12 protein-coding genes and 1 tRNA gene are annotated in these 15,778 nt (G+C 68.5%); 7 read left to right on the top strand and 6 right to left on the bottom strand.

Translation table 11 applies throughout. The features are described from left to right. Positions 1-99: 99 nt before the first annotated feature. Entirely contained in the window at positions 100-696 is a 597-nt protein-coding gene (locus JHL17_RS28260; RefSeq protein ID WP_200197979.1) for a response regulator transcription factor, read from the bottom strand. Further along, positions 693-2,831 carry a sensor histidine kinase gene (locus JHL17_RS28265; RefSeq protein WP_200197980.1) on the bottom strand — a complete coding sequence of 713 codons (2,139 nt, stop codon included), beginning with the start codon at positions 2,829-2,831 and terminating at the stop codon, positions 693-695. Before JHL17_RS28265 ends, JHL17_RS28260 begins: the two co-directional genes overlap by 4 nt. A gap of 177 nt (positions 2,832-3,008) precedes the next feature. Here JHL17_RS28265 and JHL17_RS28270 point away from each other — a divergent pair, with 177 nt between their 5' ends. The 6 genes from JHL17_RS28270 to JHL17_RS28295 all read left to right on the top strand — a co-directional run bounded on the left by JHL17_RS28270 (position 3,009) and on the right by JHL17_RS28295 (position 10,557). Continuing rightward, on the top strand, positions 3,009-4,031 hold the full coding sequence (locus JHL17_RS28270; protein WP_200197981.1) for a TRAP transporter substrate-binding protein: 1,023 nt from the start codon (positions 3,009-3,011) through the stop codon (positions 4,029-4,031). 209 nt (positions 4,032-4,240) lie between these two features. Beyond that, a complete protein-coding gene (locus JHL17_RS28275) occupies positions 4,241-4,810 on the top strand; it encodes a TRAP transporter small permease (RefSeq protein ID WP_200197982.1) in 570 nt (189 codons plus the stop codon). After that, positions 4,807-6,105, top strand: a complete 1,299-nt coding sequence (locus JHL17_RS28280; RefSeq protein WP_200197983.1) for a TRAP transporter large permease — start codon at positions 4,807-4,809, stop codon at positions 6,103-6,105. The genes JHL17_RS28275 and JHL17_RS28280 overlap by 4 nt, the downstream gene beginning before the upstream one ends. 173 nt (positions 6,106-6,278) lie before the next feature. Further along, the gene (locus JHL17_RS28285; protein ID WP_200197984.1) at positions 6,279-8,330 is read left to right on the top strand and encodes a molybdopterin oxidoreductase family protein; all 2,052 of its coding nucleotides are present in this window, start codon (positions 6,279-6,281) and stop codon (positions 8,328-8,330) included. Between the two features lie 245 nt (positions 8,331-8,575). After that, positions 8,576-10,372, top strand: a complete 1,797-nt coding sequence (gene recJ / locus JHL17_RS28290; protein ID WP_200197985.1) for a single-stranded-DNA-specific exonuclease RecJ — start codon at positions 8,576-8,578, stop codon at positions 10,370-10,372. A 109-nt stretch (positions 10,373-10,481) separates the two neighbouring features. Further along, positions 10,482-10,557, top strand: a tRNA-Glu gene (locus JHL17_RS28295). Between the two features lie 65 nt (positions 10,558-10,622). Here the strand turns inward: JHL17_RS28295 and JHL17_RS28300 are convergent. Then, the gene (locus JHL17_RS28300; RefSeq protein ID WP_200197986.1) at positions 10,623-11,366 is read right to left on the bottom strand and encodes an ArsR/SmtB family transcription factor; all 744 of its coding nucleotides are present in this window, start codon (positions 11,364-11,366) and stop codon (positions 10,623-10,625) included. A gap of 130 nt (positions 11,367-11,496) precedes the next feature. On the opposite strand from JHL17_RS28300, the gene JHL17_RS28305 reads away from it, so the two are divergent. Next, on the top strand, positions 11,497-12,417 hold the full coding sequence (locus JHL17_RS28305) for a DMT family transporter (RefSeq protein ID WP_200197987.1): 921 nt from the start codon (positions 11,497-11,499) through the stop codon (positions 12,415-12,417). 13 nt (positions 12,418-12,430) lie between these two features. Here JHL17_RS28305 and mrdA read toward each other — a convergent pair whose 3' ends face one another. Genes mrdA through mreC form a run of 3 tightly spaced genes read right to left on the bottom strand, consistent with a single transcriptional unit; the run spans position 12,431 to position 15,755 of the window. Next, complete coding sequence (mrdA, locus tag JHL17_RS28310) at positions 12,431-14,317, bottom strand: penicillin-binding protein 2 (protein WP_200197988.1); 1,887 nt, start codon at positions 14,315-14,317, stop codon at positions 12,431-12,433. Between the two features lie 18 nt (positions 14,318-14,335). After that, positions 14,336-14,848, bottom strand: coding sequence for a rod shape-determining protein MreD (gene mreD, locus JHL17_RS28315; protein ID WP_200197989.1), 513 nt, complete (start codon positions 14,846-14,848; stop codon positions 14,336-14,338). Between the two features lie 37 nt (positions 14,849-14,885). Beyond that, positions 14,886-15,755: a rod shape-determining protein MreC gene (gene mreC, locus JHL17_RS28320; protein ID WP_200197990.1), complete on the bottom strand. Its 870-nt coding sequence runs from the start codon at positions 15,753-15,755 to the stop codon at positions 14,886-14,888. Positions 15,756-15,778: the final 23 nt, after the last annotated feature.

Consider the following 15,778-nt stretch of genomic DNA (forward strand, 5'->3'; position numbering starts at 1 on the left):
AACCACCGGGGTGGCGGGGGGCAGAGTAGTGCGGGCCCTGTGACGACTCCAGGGACCTCTGCCGTCTTCTGGGGTTTCCCCCGATTCAGCAGGCGGTCATCAGGAGGCACCCGTCAGCAGCCGCGCCAGTTCCACCGCCGTCTTCACCCGCATCTTCTCGAACACATGGCTGCGATGGACCTCGACCGTGCGCATGCTGATGCCCAGCTCGTCGGCGATCACCTTGTTCAGGCGGCCGGCGACGACCAGCTCCATCACCTGCCGTTCGCGCTGGGTCAGGGTGCCCAGCCGCGCCGCCAGTCCGGCCTGTCCCGCCTCGCGCTCGCGCTGTTCGGCGTCGGCGGCGAGCGCGTCGATCACCCGGTCGACCAGCTCGTTGTCGTTGAAGGGTTTTTCGACGAAATCGCGGGCTCCCTTCTTCAGGGCGCCGACGGCGATGGGCACGTCGCCATGGCCGGTCAGGAAGATCACCGGCATGCGGCATCCCTTGGCGAGCAGCCGGTCGAACAGCTCCAGCCCGCTCATCCCCTCCATCCGGATGTCCAGCAGCAGGCAGCCGGCGGTGTCCGGCCGCCAAGCCTCCAGGAAGGCTTCGGCGGACGGCCAGCCGGAGACCGGGACGTTGCGCGACTGGAACAGCCAGCCGAGAGCGTCGCGGATGGCCTCGTCGTCGTCGACGATATGGAGCGTGGTCATTCGGCGGCCTCGATGCTGCGGTCAAGAGGGTGGGCATGGACGGGCAGGGTGAACAGGAAACGCGCCCCGGCAGGCCCTTCGGAGCCGTTCCGCCCGGCAGTCTCGAACCACAGCCGGCCGCGGTGGTGTTCGATGATGGACCGGCAGATGTTCAGACCCATGCCCATACCTTCGCGCTTGGTGGTGAAGAAAGGGGAAAACAGGCGTTCGGCCACGTCGGGCGCGATGCCGCAGCCATGGTCGCGGATCTCCGTCAGCAGCACCCGCCCGCCGTCGCCGCTGCCGTCTTCGCCGCCCTGGCGGACGGTGACGGTCAGGCGGCGGTCGGCGCGCGGGGTGCGGGCCATCGCCTCGATCCCGTTGCGCATCAGGTTCAGCACCACCTGCTGCAGCAGGATGCGGTCGCCGGTGACCGGCGGCAGGTCGGCCGGCGCGTCCAGCTCGACCCGCACGCCCAGCCGCGCCGCGTCGCTGCCGGCCAGACCGACGCAGTCCTCCAGCACGCCGGCCAGCGAGCAGGGAGCGACCTTCGGGTCGCGCTTGCGCACGAAGTCGTGGATGCGGCGCACCACCAGCCCGGCGCGCTTGGCCTGGGCCGCCAGCTTTTCCAGCGCCGCCGCGACCTCCTGCGTATCGCAGCGGTCGGAGCGCAGCCGGTTCAGGCAACCGGTGCAATAGCTGGCGATGGCCGACAGCGGCTGGTTCAGCTCATGCGCCAGGGTCGATGCCATCTCGCCCATGGTGATGAGGCGGGAGGTCTGCTGCAGCCGCTCCTGCTGCTGGCGGGCCAGCTCCTCGGCCCGCTTGCGTTCGGTGATATCGAGGACTGAGCCCATCCAGCCGGTCTGGCGCCCGTTGGCGTCGATCAGCGGCGCCTCGTAGATCAGAGCGTCGAAGCGTTCGCCGTCGGCGCGCTGGAACCGCATCTCCAGCCCGCTTTCCGGTGCCCGGCCGGCCAGCACGTCCTGGAATGCGGCCTCGGCTTGGTCGATCTCCTCCGGCAGCCAATAGGGCGCCGGCGGACCGCGTCCGATCAGGTCCTCGGCCTCCAGCCCGACCATCCGGCAGAAGGCCGGATTGACGTAGGTGATGCGCCCCTCCATGTCGCGGGCGCGCATGCCCACGGTCAGGCTGTCCTCCATCGCCTTGCGGAAGGCGTGCTCCTCGCGCAGGGCTTCCTCCGCCCGCAGGCGGCCGGCGATGTGGCGGCGCAGCGACCACAGGCTCCACAGCGCCGATCCGGTCAGCGCGAAGATCGCCGCCACCAGCACGGTGCGGGTGACGTTGGAGTCGCTGGGATAGGCGGTGGCCACCAATGCCAGCCCGTGGCCGGGAGGGTCGAACGGAATGACGTGGCTGCGCGCCGGGTCCGGCTCGGGTCCGGCCATGGACCCCGGCACCGACAAGCGCGACTTCGACCCCAGCACCGCGCCCGTCGCGTCGATCACTTCCAACTGGTAGCGCTGGGCGAACCACCAGGGCACATGGTGGGTCAGCATCGCCTCGAACGAGAAGACGCCGACCAGCGCTCCGGCGAAGGCGCCGTCGCGGAACAGCGGGAAGGCGGCGTCGAACCCGCGGTCGGTGGCGTCGATCCGGTAGGGCGCCCCATACGCCCGCAGGCCGGAGGACCGGGCGATGCGCATCGCGTCGTCGCGGGTCATCCCCCCGGACTGCCCGCCGGATTGCCCCCCGGAATGATCGACGTTGCCCTCCGTCGCGCCCCGCCTGTTCCCATCCGGGGCGCCGTCCCCCGGCAGCGGCGGCTCGGCCAGCAAAACCCGCCCCTCGGCGTCCAGCCACAGCACGCGCTCGATCGCCGGATTGGTGTTCACCACCAGCCGGGCCATCGCGGCGAACTGCCGCAGGTCGACGTCGCTGCGGCCGAGCGTCTCCGCCAGCCTTTCCAGCTTGTCCTCGTCGGAGGCGAGCTGGAAATGCAGGTTCTGCTCGACCCACAAGGCGTCCTTGATGAGCGCCAGCGCCTCCTCGTCCCGCTCGTTGCGCTGAAGCAGCCACAGGAAGGCGCCCAGCAGCACCACGACCAGCGCCATCGCCACCACCGGCGTCGCATGCGGAACCGCCCGCCTGATACGGGCGGCACGAGCGGTGGGGTTGGAGGGCGGTCTCGACATCAAGATGGACACGAAAGTGTGGTGGTGGGAGATGGCGGACCCAGGCGAAAGTGGGATAGGCCGACTCTGCGGATATCCACAATAGCCGCAATTCGTCCAATCATGAACAATGCGCAACAAGTACGGGGCAGAACATTCCGCCCTGTCGACAATCAAACACCAGAGGGGGACGCACCCATGAAACTCGTGAAGCTCCTGTGCGCGGCTGCGGTCGGCTGCATGATGTCGGCGCCGATGGCCTTGTCCACGGCCTGGGCCCAGGACCAGATCGTGATCAAGTTCAGCCATGTCGTCGCGCCGGAGACGCCGAAGGGCAAGGGTGCCGAGAAGTTCAAGGAACTCGCCGAGAAGCTGACCGCCGGCAAGGTCAAGATCGAAGTCTATCCGAACAGCCAGCTCTACAAGGACAAGGAAGAGCTCGAGGCGCTGCAGCTGGGGGCGGTGCAGATGCTGGCCCCGTCGCTGGCCAAGTTCGGTCCGCTCGGCGCCAAGGAATTCGAGGTCTTCGACCTGCCCTACATCTTCCCGAGCAAGGAAGTCCTGCAGCGCGTCACCAAGGGCGAGATCGGCAAGAAGCTGTTCCAGAAGCTGGAGTCCAAGGGCATCATCGGCCTGGCCTATTGGGACAACGGCTTCAAGATCATGAGCGCCAACAAGCCGCTCATCAAGCCGGAGGACGTGAAGGGCCTGAAGATGCGCATCCAGTCGTCCAAGGTTCTGGATGCCCAGATGCGGGCGCTGGGCGCCCTGCCGCAGGTGATGGCCTTCTCGGAAGTGTACCAGGCGCTGCAGACCGGCGTCGTCGACGGCACGGAGAACCCGCCGTCCAACATGTACACCCAGAAGATGCACGAGGTGCAGAAGAACGCCACCCTGACCGACCACGGCTATCTCGGCTATGCGGTCATCGTGAACAAGAAGTTCTGGGAAGGCCTGCCGGCCGACGTCCGCGGCAAGCTGGAGGAGGCGATGAAGGAGGCGACCGACTACGCCAACGACATCGCCCAGAGCGAGAACGACTCCGCGCTGGCCCAGATGAAGGCCTCGGGCAGGACCGAGTTCCACACCCAGACCAAGGAAGAGCGCGAGGCCTGGATCAAGGCGCTCAAGCCGGTCCACAAGGACGCCGAATCCCGCGTCGGCAAGGACCTGATCGAAGCGATCTACAAGGAATCGGCCGCGGCCGGCTTCAAGATGTAAGCACTCTGGCTTCGATCCCCCCTCTCCCGCCCCGGGAGAGGGAAGGGACCCATGCGCAGCATGGGAAGGGTGAGGGGTGATCCAAGGATCGGGATCCATGTGCGGATCACCCCTCACCCTCCCGCCTTCGGCGGGTCCCTCCCTCTCCCGGGACGGGAGAGGGCAACAAACGCCGACCCCATCTCCGCCGACCGGGAGATCCCCGCGACATGTTCATGAAAATCCTCGACCGCCTTGAGGAGACGCTGATCGCGTCGCTCATGGCCGGGGCGACGCTCGTCATCTTCGCGTCCGTCGTCCACCGCTATTTCTCCGGCGTTCCCGTCATCCAGGACTATGTGCTGCACTGGAACCTCGCCTGGGCGCAGGAGCTGTGCATCTACATGTTCGTGTGGATGGCCAAGTTCGGCGCCGCCTACGGCGTGCGTACCGGCATCCATGTCGGCGTCGACGTCATCATCAACCGGATGGAACCGCACCTGCGTGCCAAGTTCGTGCTGTTCGGGCTGGGCGCCGGCGCGCTGTTCACCGGCATCGTCGGGTCGCTCGGCGCCCGCTTCGTCTACCACATGTCGGAGACCGAGCAGGTGTCGGCCGATCTGGAATGGCCGATGTGGATCATCTATCTGGCGGTGCCGCTCGGCTCCTACCTGATGTGCTTCCGCTTCCTCCAGGTCGCCTGGAATTTCGTCCGCACCGGCGAACTGCCCCACCACGACCATGCCCAGGTCGACGGCATCGACCCGGTCGAAGCCGCCAAGGAAGGAGGCCCGGCATGAACGCCGCAATCATCTTCGGGCTTCTGCTGGCCCTCATGCTCACCGGCATGCCGATCTCGATCTCGCTCGGCCTGACGGTTCTGTCCTTCCTGTTCTTCATGACCGACGTGCCGATCGACGCGGTGGCGCTGAAGCTGTTCACCGGCATCGAGAAGTTCGAGATCATGGCGATCCCGTTCTTCATCCTGGCCGGCAACTTCCTGACCCACGGCGGCGTGGCGCGCCGCATGATCAACTTCGCCACCTCGATGGTGGGCCACTGGCATGGCGGGCTTGGTCTGGCCGGCGTGATGGCCTGCGCCCTCTTCGCGGCGGTGTCGGGCTCCAGCCCGGCGACGGTGGTCGCCATCGGCTCGATCATCCTGCCGGCGATGGTGGCGCAGGGCTTCCCGAAGAATTTCGGCGCCGGCATCGTCACCACCTCGGGCGCTCTCGGCATCCTGATCCCGCCGTCGATCGTCATGGTGATGTACTGCGTCGCCACCACCGGCCACCCGCAGGCCGCCTCGATCGGCCAGATGTTCATCGCCGGCGTGGTGCCGGGCATCATGCTGGCCTGCTTCCTCGGCTTCACCACCTGGTTCCGCGCCCGCAAGTTCGGCTATCCGCGCCTGCCCAAGGCCAGCCTCAAGCAGCGCATGCATGCCCTGCGCGAGAGCTTCTGGGGCCTGCTGCTGATCATCGTCGTCATGGGCGGCATCTACAGCGGCATCTTCACCCCGACCGAAGCGGCGGCGATGGCCGCGGTCTATGCCTTCGTCGTCGCGGTCTTCGTCTACAAGGACATGCCGCTCCGCCGCGTGCCGAAGGTGCTGCTGGACAGCGCCAGCATGTCGGCGATGCTGCTCTACATCATCACCAACGCGGTGCTCTTCTCCTTCCTGATGACGTCGGAGCAGATCCCGCAGAACATGGCGGCCTGGATCCTCGACCAGAACATGGGCGTCTGGGTCTTCCTGCTGGTGGTGAACATCATCCTGCTGGCCGCCGGAAACTTCATGGAGCCGTCGTCCATCGTCCTGATCATGGCGCCCATCCTGTTCCCGGTCGCCATGAAGCTGGGCATCGACCCGGTACATTTCGGCATCCTGATCATCGTGAACATGGAAGTCGGCATGTGCCACCCGCCGGTCGGCCTGAACCTCTACGTCGCCTCGGGCATCACCAAGATGGGCATCACCGAGCTGACGGTGGCGGTGTGGCCGTGGCTGCTGACGATGCTGATCTTCCTCGGCCTCGTCACCTACGTCCCGGCGATCACCCTGTGGTTCCCGCGCCTGCTCGGCTTCATGTAAAGCCGCAAGTCGTCAGGGGGTTCTCTCGTTGAATCGGCAGGGGCCGCGAAGTCCGGAACAGGGCTTCGCGGCCCCGCTTTTTTGTACCCATACATTGTTGCGCATTGAAGCGGGCGCGCGGCCGGGCCTAGACTTCCGCCTTCTCCCGCCGCCAGCCAGACCCGAGGTTAGCCTTGTCGGCCCAGTTCCTGCCCACCGCCTGTCCGCACGACTGCCCCAGCACCTGCGCCCTGGAGGTGGAACGCCTCGCCCCCGACCGCATCGGCAAGGTGCGCGGCGCCGCCGAGAACAGCTACACCGCCGGCGTCATCTGCGCGAAGGTCAGCCGCTATGCCGAGCGGGTGCATTCGCCGGACCGGCTGAAGACCCCGCTGCTGCGCAGCGGCCCCAAGGGCTCCGGCCAGTGGACGGAAATCGGCTGGGACGAGGCGCTGGACCGCATCGCCGACGCCTTCCTGACCGCCGAGCGCACCCATGGCCCGGAAGCGGTCTGGCCCTATTTCTACGCCGGCACCATGGGGCTGGTGCAGCGCGGCGGCATCCAGCGCCTGCGCCATGCCAAGGGCTATTCGCGCCAGACCAGCACGGTGTGCGACACGCCGGCCAACATGGGCTGGCTCGCCGGCTACGGCGACATCCGCGGCGCCGACCCGCGCGAGATGGCGGAGAGCGACCTGATCGTCAACTGGGGCGGCAACCCGGTCGCCACCCAGGTCAACGTGATGACCCATGTCAGCCGCGCCCGCAAGGGCCGCGGCGCCAAGCTGGTCACCATCGACCCCTACCGCACCGGTACGGCCGAGGTGTCGGATCTGCACCTGATGCTGCGGCCGGGCACCGACGGGGCGCTGGCCTGCGCGGTGATGCATGTGCTGTTCCGCGACGGCCACGCCGACCGTGCCTATCTGGCCCGGCTGGCCGGCGACACCACGGCGCTGGAGGCGCATCTCGCCAGCCGCACGCCGGAATGGGCGGCGGCCGTCACCGGCCTGACGGTGGCGGAGATCGAAGAATTCGCCCGCCTCTACGGCACCACCGAGCGGTCCTACCTGCGCGTCGGCTACGGCCTGTCGCGCGCCCACAACGGCGCGGCCCAGGTCCATGCCGTGTCCTGCCTGCCGGTGGTCACCGGCGCCTGGCAGCACAAGGGCGGCGGCGCGCTCTACTGCTCGTCCGGCATCTACAAGCTCGACAAGACTCTGTCGGAGGGGCTGGACCGTCTCGACAAATCGGTGCGCAGCTTCGACCAATCGCGCATCGGCGCGGTGCTGACCGGCGACCCGCGCGACCTGACCAGCGGACCGCCGGTGACGGCGATGCTGATCCAGAACACCAACCCGGTGACGATCTGCCCGGACTCCAACCGCGTCCGCCAGGGCTTCCTGCGCGAGGACCTGTTCGTCGCGGTGCACGAGCAGTTCATGACCGATACGGCGCAGTTGGCCGATCTGGTGATCCCCGCCACCACCTTCCTGGAGCATGACGACATCTACCGCGGCGGCGGCCAGATGCACATCCTGATCGGCCGCAAGGTGATCGAGCCGCAGTTCGAGGCGCGCGAGAATCACTGGGTGATCTCCGAACTCGCCCGCCGCGTCGGCGCCGAGCATCCGGGATTCGGCATGACCGCGCTGGAGATCATCGACGCCATGCTGAAGGCGTCCGATCTCGGCGACGCGGCGACGCTGAGCGAGCAGCGCTGGATCGACGCCCAGCCGGATTTCGAGACCTCGCATTTCCTCAACGGCTTCGCCCATCCCGACGGCAAGTTCCGCTTCGCGCCGGACTGGGCGGCGCTCGGTCCCTATGGCGGCATGCCGGCGATGCCCGACCACATGCCCCCCGCCCGCGACGCCGATGCGGAGCATCCCTTCCGCCTCGTCACCGCCCCGGCCCGCCAGTTCCTCAACACCTCCTTCACCGAGACGCTGACCGCCCAGAAGCGCGAAGGCCGACCCACCGCTCTGATCCACCCGGACGACGCGACGGGGCTGGGGCTGACCGACGGCGATGCGGTGCGGCTGGGCAATCCGCAGGGCAGCGTCGTGGTCCACGCCAAGTCCTTTGCCGGCGTTCCGCGCGGCGTGGTGATCGTCGAGGGGATCTGGCCCAACGGCGCCTTCGTCGAGGGCATCGGCATCAACAGCCTGACCTCGCCCGAGCCAATTCCGCCGGCGGGCGGGGCGGCGTTCCACGATACGGCGGTGTGGATGCGGGCGGCTTAGGTGCGGGTACGGGGGCGTTAGACCCCCACCCCAACCCTCCCCCGCTGGGCGGGGGAGGGGTTAGGTGCTTGATCTGAAAAGAAGTACCAGTTCCTCCCCCGCCCAGCGGGGGAGGCTAGGTGGGGGGCATTCGAAGCCGACAACTTCCACCCCCACACCCCACCCCTGCCGATGCCCATCGTGCGCCGCGCGTCCATCTCTGCTATGGCTGTGCCCCCATCCCAGAGAGACCGTGCAGCACCGCCATGACCGAAGCCGCCGCCTTCCTCAACGTCGCCAACTCCCTGTCCGGCAAGCGCTGGCAGGCGCGGCCCTGCGACGAGCGGCAGGCGCAGGCGCTGACCCAGGGGCGCGGGCTGCCGGAGATCGTCGGCCGGGTGCTGGCTGCCCGCGGCGTCACCGATGAGACTTGTGACACCTTCCTCAACCCGACGCTGAAGGCGCTGCTGCCCGACCCGTCGCGTTTCCGCGACATGGACCCGGCGGCCGAGCGCATCGCACGGGCCATCCGCGACGGCGAGCCGGTGGCGGTCTTCGGCGATTACGACGTCGACGGCGCCACCTCTGCCGCCCTGCTGCGCCGCTTCTTCCGCTCGCTCGGCGCCGACATCCGCGTCTACGTTCCCGATCGCATCAAGGAGGGCTACGGCCCCAATGCCGCGGCATTGCTTCGCCTGAAAGGGGAGGGGGTGCAACTGGTGGTGACGGTCGATTGCGGCATCTCCGCCTTCGCGGCGCTGGAAACGGCGGCCGAGGCCGGGCTGGAAGTGGTGGTGCTGGACCACCATGCCGCCGAGCCGCGCCTGCCGCCCGCCGTCGCCCTGGTCAATCCCAACCGGCTGGACGAAGACGGCGCCTACCGAACGCTGTGCGCCGCCGGCGTCACCTTCATCACCATCGTCGCCGTCAACCGCGTGCTGCGGACAACCGGCTTCTACCGCGACCGGACGGAGCCCAACCTGATGGAATGGCTCGACATCGTGGCGCTCGGCACGGTGTGCGACGTGGTGCCGCTGACCGGGCTCAACCGCGCGCTGGTGGCGCAGGGGCTGAAGGTGATGGCGCGCCGCGCCAATGCCGGCCTCGCGGCCCTGTCCGACGTGGCGGGGGTGAAGGAGAAGCCGGACGCCTACCATGCCGGCTATGTCCTCGGTCCGCGCGTGAACGCCGGCGGCCGGGTGGGTGCGTCCGACCTCGGCGCCCGCCTGCTGTCCACCGACGATCCCATCGAGGCGATGGAACTCGCCCAGCGCCTGGAGGCCCACAACGCCGAACGGCGCGCCGTCGAACAGGTGGTTCTGGACGAAGCGCTGGAGCGCGTCGCCGCCGAGGCCGGGCGCGAGACCGATCTGGTCTTCGTCACCGGCGTCGGCTGGCATCCCGGCGTCATCGGCATCGTCGCCGCCCGGCTGAAGGAGCGCTACAGCCGCCCGGCCTGCGTCGTGGCCCTGGAGGAAGCCGCCGACGGCACCGTCATCGGCAAGGCGTCCGGCCGCTCCGTCCGTGGTGTCGATCTGGGGGCCGCGGTGATCGCCGCCCGGCAGGAGGGGCTGCTGCTGGCCGGCGGCGGCCACCGCATGGCGGCCGGCTTCACCGTGGCCGGCGACAAGATCGACGCGCTGCGTGACTTCCTGCATGGTCGCGTTTCCGAACAGGTCGCCGCCGCGCCGCTGGTGCCGACGCTGGAACTGGACGGCGCCCTGTCGGTCGGCGGCGCCAGCGTCGGGCTGGTGACCACGCTCGACAAGCTCGGCCCCTACGGCACCGGGAACTCGGAGCCGCGCTTCGCCATCGCCGACGCCCGCGTCGTCCGCGCCGACGTGGTCGGCGCCAACCATGTTCGCTGCATCCTGCAGGGCAATGACGGTGCCCGGCTGAAGGCGATCGCCTTCCGTGCGCTCGACAGCGACATGGGCCAAGCCCTGCTGAACGGCCGCGGCACCCCGTTCCACCTCGCCGGCGTGCTGCGGATCGACCGTTGGAACGGCTCTGAAGGCGTCCAGCTGCTGATCGACGATGCGGCGCCTGCACGGTCCGCGTAAGTCTTCCAGGGGTTTGGTGGGGCAGGGGGGCAGAAAACCTTCGGGGACAGCAAAAAAGCGCTTGCGCTCTCCGGCTCCGATCTTTAGAAAGCGCCTCACCGCGAACGACGTCCCCGTCGTCTAGAGGCCTAGGACACCGCCCTTTCACGGCGGCGACACGGGTTCGACTCCCGTCGGGGACGCCACCTCCTCCAAGGTGCGCGACAAGCTTAGAAGGCTCGGCTGCAAAGCCGGGCCTTTTTGCATGGCATCATCCGACGGCCAATGAGGAGTCGGCCGCCAGCAGCTCGGGAGTGATGCCGAAGACCGTGGCGAACCCCTGGCTGCCGGCCTCGGTGATCGCCACCGCGCGGCTGTCGGGGATGCGGACGATCCAGCCGCGCTCCAGCGAACAGCTCAGCAATGCCGCGCCCAGCCGTCCGGCCAGATGGGACCGACGCTCGCTCCAGTCGAGGCAGACCCGGCACAACGGCCTGCGAGTCCCGCCTGCGTCCGGAAAGGCCAGCCCCAAGCCGCTCAGGAAGTCGTGACCGGATCCGGTCACCAAGGCGCCGCCATCGCCGAGGATCACCAATCCGCGCTCGTTCATCCTGTCGGCCAATGTCGTGCCGAGGCGTCCGGCGAGATGGTCGTAGCAGGTGCGGGCGGTCCGCAGCGCCTCGTCCTTCGGACCGGGCGGTCGGTGGCGCCGCGGGCCGGCGGTCGCCACCGCCATCAGGCTTTCCATCACCTGGGCGATGTCGGGGGAGGCCAGCCGGTAATAGCGGTGCCGGCCCTGGCGCTCCACCGCCAGCAGCCCCGCTTCGCTCAATTTGGCAAGGTGGCCGCTGGTCGTCGGCGCTCCGACGCCGGCATGCCAGGCCAATTCCCCGGCGGTCAGTGCCTGTCCGCCCATCAGGGCGGAGAGGATGTTCGCCCGCGCCGGATCGCCGATCAGGGCGGCGATGGTGGCGATGCCGTTGGCGGAGGCGATGGGGAGGGGCTGGCTGGTCATGCCGGCCAGTCTAGGCGGGTTCGCCGGCGCCGTCAGCCGCCGACGTTTCGTCCGCGGCCGAAGCGTTCGCGGCGGTCTTCCACCACCCGGACTGGCATGGTGGGCCGCCTTGCAGACCGATGGAGCCATCATGACCGGTTTTTCCACGCCCGACAGGCCCGCTTCGCGGCCGGACCTGCGGGTCGAGCTTGCCTTGCTGCTGGCCCTCGCGACCTTGTGGGGCGCGTCCTACAGCTTCATCCGGGTCGGCGTGGAGACGATCCCGCCGCTGACCCTCATCGCCGCCCGGACGTCGATCGCCGGAGCCATCCTGCTGGCCGTCATCCGCTGGCGTGGTCTTTCCCTGCCGCGCGAACGGGCCGTATGGAAGCGGTTCCTGGTGCAGGCCTGCCTGAACAGCGTTTTCCCCTTCACCTTGATCGCCTGGGCCGAACGGACGGTCGACGCCGGGACCGCCGCGATCCTCAACGCGACGACGCCGATCTTCGCCTTCCTCCTCACCTTTCTGCTCACCCGGCATGAGGCCATGAGCTTACGGAAGGCGATCGGCGTGTTTGCAGGGCTCGGCGGCACGGTGCTGGTCATCGGGGTGGGAGCGGTCGACGGCCTCGGTCGTGACCTGCCGGCGCAGGCGGCCATCGTCTTCGCCACCGTCTGTTATGCCGGGGCGGCCATCTTCGGCCGCGTGTTCAAGGGGCTGGACCCGATCATGCCTGCCGCCGGTTCTCTGCTGTGCGGGGCGGCAGTGCTGCTGCCGGTCAGTCTCGCCGTCGACCGGCCCTGGACCCTGGCGCCGTCGTGGGACTCTCTGCTGGCGCTCGCCGGCCTGTCGGTCTTCTCGACCGCGCTGGCCTTCGTTCTCTATTTCCGGCTGGTTCACACCCTGGGTTCGGTCCCGACGACCGCACAGGCCTATCTGCGGGTGCCCATCGGGGTCGGGATCGGTGTGCTGACCTTGGGCGAGACGCTGGAGCCGACCAGTCTTGCCGGCTGCGCCGCGGTCGTAGTGGGAGTGGCGGCGATGACCATCCCGGCCCGCGGCCGGTCTTGAACCGGCACGCCGCTCAGCCCGGCGGCTCCCCGAAACCCGTCGTCGGGGTTTCGGCGACGGCGGCGCGGCCGGGGTCGCGCTTCTGGGTTTCCAGCAGGATGTCGCGGGCGATCGGCGCCGCCGCGGTGGAGCCGCCGCCGCCATGCTCCACGAACACGGCGCAGGCGTAGCGCGGCGCCTGGATCGGCGCAAAGGCGACGAACAGGGCATGATCGCGCTCGCGCCAGGGCAGATCCTCGTTCTTCTTCACACCGGTGTTGCGCTCGGCCATGGTGATGCGGCGGACCTGGGCCGAGCCGGTCTTCCCGGCCATCTCGTAACCGACCTCGGTGATGCGCGATTTGTAGGCGGTGCCGTTGGGAGCGTTGGTCACCTCGGTCATGCCGCGCAGCACGATGTCGAGGTTCTCCTTCTTCACGCCGATGCCGGGCCAGGCGGTCTGCTCGCCGCTGACCGTCTTGATCTGCTTGGTCAGGTGCGGCTTGACCGCGTAGCCGCCATTGGCCAGCCGGCAGGTCATCACCGCCAGCTGCAGCGGCGTCGTCAGCACATAGCCCTGGCCGATGGAGGCGACCAGCGTCTCGCCCATGTCCCAGCCCTTGCCCAGCGTCGCCTTCTTCCAGGCGATGGAGGGGATCAGGCCGGCACGTTCGTGCGGCAGGTCGATGCCGGTCCGGTTGCCCAGGCCGAAGCGGTTGGACATCTCGGCGATGCGGTCGATGCCGATCCGGCGCGACACGTCGTAGAAGAACACGTCGCAGGAATGGCGCAGCGCGCCGACGAAATCGATCGTGCCATGGCCGCCGCGTTTCCAGCAGTGGAAGCGATGGTCGCCCAGTTCCAGATGGCCGGGGCAGAACACCGTATGCCGGTTGCTGACCACGCCTGATTCCAGCGCCGCCAGGGCCGCCATCATCTTGAAGGTGGAGCCCGGCGGATACTGGCCGACCACCGCCTTGTTGTTCAGCGGAGTCGCCTGGTTGGACAGCAGCTCCTCCCACAGCTCGGCACTGATGCCCATGGTGAACTGGTTGGGATCGTAGCTGGGGTGGGAGCACAGGGCGTAGATGCCACCGGTGTGCACGTCCATCACCACCGCCGACGCGCTGACCTCCTGCGACAGCCGTTCCTGCACGAAACGCTGAAGCGCCATGTCGATGGTCAGCTGGATCTCGCGGCCCGACTGGCCCTCGTCGCGCGACAATTCACGGATGACGCGGCCGACCGCGTTGACCTCCAGCTGGCTGGTACCGGCGGTGCCGCGCAGCACCTTCTCGTGGAACTTCTCGATCCCGGCCTTGCCGATGCGGAAGCCGGGCAGGGAGAGCACCGGGTCGCTGTTGCCGCTCAACTCCGCCTCCGAGACGGCACCGACATAGCCCAGGATATGGGCGGTCGCGTCCGCCTGCGGGTAATAGCGCAGCTCGCCCACCTCGATCGCCACGCCGGGCAGGTCGGGAGTGTTGGTCTCCAGGGTCGCCACCTGTTCCCAGGTCAGGTTCTCGCGCACGGTGACCGGGACGAAGCGGCGCTTGCGGTGCAGTTCACGCAGCACACGGCGGCGGTCGCCGTCGGTCAGCGGGACGATGCGGGAGATCTTGTCGAGCGTCTCCTGGATGTTGTGGGTCCGCTCGGACACGACAACGACGCGGTAGTTCTGCTGGTTGACCGCCAGCGGCACGCCGAAACGGTCGACGATGGTGCCGCGCGACGGCGCGATCAGCCGCAGGCTGATGCGATTCTCCTCCGCCAGCATGGTGTAGCGCGCCGACTCGACGACCTGCAGGTAGTAGAGGCGCCCGACCAGTGCGGACAGGCCGGCCAGCTTGATTCCGCCCAGCACCAGGGCGCGGCGCGCCAGCAGGCGGGAACGGTCGGTGTCGCGATCGATCGAACTCATGAGATCCGTCGGGACCCTTTACCCATTCAGGAACGCGCGATGGACGCGGATCAGCAGCCACCCCACCGCAGGAAACACCGCCACGGTCAGCAGGCCCTGGAACAGGGCCGGCAGGATCGACAGCGCGGCGGCGTCCAGCACCGAGAAGGCCAGCCATTGCAGCAGCACGGCACCCGCCATCACCAGCGTGAAGCCGAACCACAGCAGGGCGAAGGTGCTGGCCAGGAACACCCGGCGCTGGTTCAGGACCGCCCATTGGGCGACGACCAGCAGCAGTGCGTTGACGCCCAGCGGTCCGCCGACCAGGAAATCCTGCAGCAGCCCGATCAGAAAGGCCACCCCCGGACGCATCAGGTCAGGCCTGTGGATGGTCCAGTAATAGACCGAGACCAGCGTCAGGTTCGGTGCCACCGAGGGATAGCCCGGCACCGGCACCGGGATCATCCCGACCAGCACCATCATCACCGTGACGGCGAAGGGCGCCAGATTGCGCCCGGTCTTGTCCACCTTCTGCCAAAAGGTCGCCGTCATCTCGGCAAACCCCCGGCCGGCCGCTCGCTCTGGCTGCTCACTTCCACTCTGGCGACGAGTCCAGATCGGTGCCCGGCAGGCCGAAATCGACCAGACGCAGATGCTCCACGCGCGACAGGTCGGCGCTGGGCAGGACGCGCACGCCGCGTTCGCTGACCGCGGTCACCACGCCGACCGGCAGGCCGGGCGGGAACAGGCCGCCGTCGCCCGACGTCACCACCCGCTCGCCGACCTGGATCGGCGAGTCCGGCGGCAGGTAGAGAAGCTTGGCCTGGTCGGAATTGTCGCCGGCCAGGATCGAGCGCTGGCGCGTGTTCGACAGGATCACGGGAATGCGGGCGTTGATGTCGGTCAGCAGCAGGACGCGGGACGACCATTCGCCGACCTCGATCACCCGGCCGACCAGACCGGCGCCGGCCAGCGCCGCCTGTCCCTTGCGCACCCCGTCGCGCCTGCCGGCGGTGACCACCAGCGTGCGGACGAAGGAGCTGCCGGGCGTGGCGATGACACGGGCGGCGATGTAGTTGACCGCCGGCTCGGGGCGGACCCGCAGCAGGCTGCGCAGGCTGTTGTTCTCCGCCTCCAGCCGCAAGGCGGCCTGCCGCCATTGCAGCAGGCGGGCGTTCTCGGCCTTCAGCCGCTGGTTCTCGTCGAAGGCATTCTCAAGCTCCACCGCGGACTCGACCACGCGGGCGGCGGTCGCGGCCGGGCGGGAGATGGCGTCCAGGATGGGAGCGAAGGCGTCGGTGACGCGCGCACGCGCGCTGTCCACCGAAACGGACTCGATCTTACCGACCATCATCAGCGCGATGGAGGCCAGGACCAGCAGAAGGAAGGAGAAGCGTTGCGCGAGAGCCCGCAAAGGGGCGGCAAGGCGGATGACGGAACCGGATGAGCGTGGCTTCACAGGAAATTCCCGTCCAGATACGC

This window comes from Azospirillum endophyticum, from assembly GCF_016595245.1.
Lineage (GTDB): Bacteria > Pseudomonadota > Alphaproteobacteria > Azospirillales > Azospirillaceae > Azospirillum > Azospirillum endophyticum.

Excerpts from the sequence above, each read along its gene's own strand:
- JHL17_RS28270 (WP_200197981.1), top strand. The coding sequence starts at position 3,009 with ATGAAACTCGTGAAGCTCCTGTGCGCGGCTGCGGTCGGCTGCATGATG.
- recJ (WP_200197985.1), top strand. The coding sequence starts at position 8,576 with ATGACCGAAGCCGCCGCCTTCCTCAACGTCGCCAACTCCCTGTCCGGC.
- mrdA (WP_200197988.1), bottom strand. The coding sequence starts at position 14,317 with ATGAGTTCGATCGATCGCGACACCGACCGTTCCCGCCTGCTGGCGCGC.
- JHL17_RS28265 (WP_200197980.1), bottom strand. The coding sequence starts at position 2,831 with ATGTCGAGACCGCCCTCCAACCCCACCGCTCGTGCCGCCCGTATCAGG.
- mreD (WP_200197989.1), bottom strand. The coding sequence starts at position 14,848 with ATGACGGCGACCTTTTGGCAGAAGGTGGACAAGACCGGGCGCAATCTG.
- JHL17_RS28275 (WP_200197982.1), top strand. The coding sequence starts at position 4,241 with ATGTTCATGAAAATCCTCGACCGCCTTGAGGAGACGCTGATCGCGTCG.
- JHL17_RS28300 (WP_200197986.1), bottom strand. The coding sequence starts at position 11,366 with ATGACCAGCCAGCCCCTCCCCATCGCCTCCGCCAACGGCATCGCCACC.
- JHL17_RS28260 (WP_200197979.1), bottom strand. The coding sequence starts at position 696 with ATGACCACGCTCCATATCGTCGACGACGACGAGGCCATCCGCGACGCT.
- JHL17_RS28280 (WP_200197983.1), top strand. The coding sequence starts at position 4,807 with ATGAACGCCGCAATCATCTTCGGGCTTCTGCTGGCCCTCATGCTCACC.
- JHL17_RS28305 (WP_200197987.1), top strand. The coding sequence starts at position 11,497 with ATGACCGGTTTTTCCACGCCCGACAGGCCCGCTTCGCGGCCGGACCTG.